Raw genomic sequence first — 3,448 nt, 5'->3', positions numbered from 1 at the left:
CCATGATGAAATGAAATCTTACCGTAAAGAACTTTGGTTTGAGTTACCCACGCGCCGGGGATATGTGAATATTACTCCGCAAGTGGAACAATGTCTGGCTGAAAGCGGGATCAGTGAAGGACTCCTGCTTTGCAATGCGATGCATATCACAGCCAGTGTGTTTATTAATGATGACGAAAGTGGACTTCATCATGATTTTGAAGTTTGGCTTGAAAAGCTGGCTCCTGAAAAACCTTATTCCCAGTATAAACACAATGGTTTTGAGGATAATGCCGATGCACACCTGAAGCGGAGCGTCATGGGGCGCGAGGTGGTGGTTGCTGTCAGCCAAGGAAAGCTTGATTTCGGGCCCTGGGAACAAATATTTTATGGCGAATTTGACGGAAAACGCCGGAAAAGAGTATTGGTGAAAATAATCGGAGAATAAGATATGTTTGATATAGATAAATTAACCCGCGACAATATCAGGGCTTTGGAGCCCTATTCATCGGCAAGAAACGAATATTCAGGAGATGCGGCCGTTTTGCTGGATGCAAACGAAAATCCTTATAATTATCCATTTAACCGTTATCCCGATCCCTTACAAAAAGAGCTGAGGGGCCTGATTGCACAGCAGAAAAAAATAAAACCCTCGCAGGTATTTACCGGAAACGGAAGCGATGAAGCTATTGACTTGGTTATCCGAGCCTTTTGCGAACCCGGCCAGCACAATATCGTTTCCCTTGACCCATCCTACGGGATGTATTCGGTAGCTGCCCATATTAACAATGTTGAGTTCAGGAAAGTTTCCCTTACTCCCGATTTTAAGATAGATATGAAGGCCCTGGTAAATGCAGTTGATGCAAATACGAGGCTGATTTTTCTTTGCTCACCCAATAATCCTACTGCCAATAGTTTTGAAGAGTCTGATTTACTGAGCATTATTGAGCATTTCAAAGGCCTGGTGGTTGTTGATGAAGCTTATATCGATTTTTCTTCGCAAAGCAGCCTGGTCAAATATTTAGATAAATTGCCCAATCTGATTATTTTCCAGACTTTATCCAAAGCATGGGCTATGGCTGGCATACGGCTGGGCATGGCTTTTGCCCAGCCAGATATCATTGCTGTTTTCGATAAAATAAAATATCCTTATAATGTAAATTATCTTACCCAGCAGAAAGCTATTGAAGGGCTTCGCCGTGTGGAAGAAAAGGAAAATTGGGTTAAACTCATTCTAATGCAAAAGAAGGAACTAATTGAAAAACTGAGTAAATTAAAGGTTGTTGAAAAAATATACCCGTCGGATGCCAATTTTTTTCTGGCTAAAGTTATTGATCCGATAAATGTGTATAAATATTTGGTTGACAGTAAGATAATTGTAAGAAACCGTTCCTCCGTTCATCTTTGTGAAGGCTGCATGCGTATTTCCGTTGGGTCCAAAGAAGAAAATGAGTTGCTGGTCAAAGCATTGTCGGAATATAAAAATTAGTTAAATGAAAAAAGCGCTTTTTATAGATAGGGATGGTACGTTGATTGTGGAACCTCCGGTTACTTTCCAGGTCAATACGCTGGATGAATTGGAATTTTTGCCTGGTGTTTTGCGGAATATGTATTTTATCCGTAAAAACCTGGATTTTGAGCTGGTGATGGTTTCCAACCAGGACGGCTTGGGAACTGCTGCTTATCCCGAAGAACGTTTTAAGCGGGTTCAGGGAAAAATGCTGAAAACCTTGGAAAATGAAGGAATTGTTTTTGATAATATATTGATTGACCGTTCCTGGCCTGAAGATAATGCACCGACACGCAAGCCCCGTACAGGCCTGCTTCCTGCATACATGAACGGAAGTTATGACCTGTCTGCTTCTTTTGTAATTGGCGACCGGTTGACCGATGTCGAACTGGCTAAAAACATTGGGGCAAAGGCTATTTTGTTGGGAAGTATTGAAAAATTGGCTGACTTAAAAAGCCGCGGACTGGAAAATTATTGCGCCCTGATTGCAGAAAACTGGAATAAAATATATGAGTTTCTTGTTTCCGGTGAAAGAACCGCTGCCATTGACCGGAAAACCAGTGAAACAGATATTCATATCGAGCTTAATCTCGATGGAAACGGAAAGGCTGAAATTTCAACCGGGCTTGGTTTTTTCGACCACATGCTGGGGCAAATTGCCCGTCATTCGGGTTGTGACCTGAAAATTCAGGTAAAAGGTGATTTGGAAGTGGATGAGCATCATACTATTGAAGATACGGCCATTGCCCTTGGTGAGGCTTTTTATAAGGCCTTGGGCAGCAAGCGCGGCATTGAACGTTATGGTTTTGCACTGCCCATGGACGATTGCTCGGCCCAGGTACTGCTTGATTTTGGCGGCAGAAGCTGGCTGGTTTGGGAAACCGAATTTCACAGGGAGAAAGTGGGAGAGATGCCTACCGAAATGTTTCTTCATTTCTTTAAGTCATTCTCTGATGCGGCACGTTGTAATCTGAATATCAGGGCGGAAGGGACAAACGAACATCATAAGATTGAAGGGATTTTTAAGGCATTTGCCCGGGCTATCAAAGCTGCTGTTAAACGTGACGTGTTTAACTTCTCCCTTCCTTCAACCAAAGGAACTTTATAATAAAAAATCCGGGGAACATTGTGAAAACCAATAAACTAATAAACGATCAGCTTGCGGAACCCAGGAATACTGCCATACTTTTGATGCATTGCCCGGATCAAAAAGGAATAGTGTCCAGTGTTACTGAATTTATCAACGAAAATAGCGGGAATATTATCTTTCTGGAACAGCATGTGGAAAAGCAGGAAAAAATATTCTTTATGCGCATTGAATGGGAACTGGCCAATTTTGCCATTCCTGCCGGAAAAATAGGGGAATATTTTCAGACTCTCATTGCTTCCAAGTATTCCATGCAGTTCCATATTTATTTCCCGGATAAAAAGCTGAACATGGCCATTTTTGTTTCCAAATTGTCGCATTGTTTGTTTGATATTCTTTCCCGTTTTCAGGCCGGGGAATTGAATGTGAATATTCCCCTTATCATCAGTAATCACAGGGAACTGGCGCCGGTTATCCGACGTCTGGGTTTCAATTTTATGTATTTCCCCATTACTGCCGAAAATAAATTAGATCAGGAACGGGCAGAACTCAAGTTAATGAGAGAGAGCAATATTGATTTTGTGGTACTGGCCCGTTATATGCAGGTGTTGTCCGATAGTTTTATCCGTGAATATCCCAATAAAATCATCAATATTCACCATTCTTTTTTGCCTGCATTTCCCGGGGCAAAGCCCTATCATTCGGCTTATCTGAGAGGAGTGAAAATAATTGGGGCCACCAGCCACTATGTTACTACCGAACTGGATGCGGGACCTATTATCGAACAGGATGTAACCCGTGTCAGCCATAAGGATTCTGTGGATACGTTTATCCGCAAAGGAAGGGATTTGGAAAAGATCGTTCTTTCGCGT

The 3,448-nt window shown here is 42.1% G+C and carries 4 protein-coding genes; all 4 read left to right on the top strand.

Annotated features, from left to right (window positions below):
- The first annotated feature begins 10 nt into the window (after positions 1-10).
- Positions 11-427 (top strand): secondary thiamine-phosphate synthase enzyme YjbQ, encoded by a 417-nt coding sequence (locus Q8907_14595; protein ID MDP4275501.1) that lies wholly within the window; start codon positions 11-13, stop codon positions 425-427.
- Between the two features lie 3 nt (positions 428-430).
- Entirely contained in the window at positions 431-1,468 is a 1,038-nt protein-coding gene (gene hisC / locus Q8907_14590; protein ID MDP4275500.1) for a histidinol-phosphate transaminase, read from the top strand.
- A 4-nt stretch (positions 1,469-1,472) separates the two neighbouring features.
- Positions 1,473-2,597 carry a bifunctional histidinol-phosphatase/imidazoleglycerol-phosphate dehydratase HisB gene (gene hisB / locus Q8907_14585; protein MDP4275499.1) on the top strand — a complete coding sequence of 375 codons (1,125 nt, stop codon included), beginning with the start codon at positions 1,473-1,475 and terminating at the stop codon, positions 2,595-2,597.
- A gap of 20 nt (positions 2,598-2,617) precedes the next feature.
- A partial coding sequence (purU, locus tag Q8907_14580; GenBank protein MDP4275498.1) for a formyltetrahydrofolate deformylase occupies positions 2,618-3,448 on the top strand: 831 nt, incomplete at its 3' end.

Source organism: Bacteroidota bacterium, assembly GCA_030706565.1.
Taxonomy (GTDB): Bacteria; Bacteroidota; Bacteroidia; order Bacteroidales; family JAUZOH01; genus JAUZOH01.
Note: the sequence above shows the minus strand (reverse complement) of the source record. Positions and strands in the feature narration are given on the sequence as shown.

Bases quoted from the DNA above. Each gene is read 5' to 3' on its own strand.
- Q8907_14595 (MDP4275501.1), top strand. From the start codon at position 11: ATGAAATCTTACCGTAAAGAACTTTGGTTTGAGTTACCCACGCGCCGG.
- hisC (MDP4275500.1), top strand. From the start codon at position 431: ATGTTTGATATAGATAAATTAACCCGCGACAATATCAGGGCTTTGGAG.
- hisB (MDP4275499.1), top strand. From the start codon at position 1,473: ATGAAAAAAGCGCTTTTTATAGATAGGGATGGTACGTTGATTGTGGAA.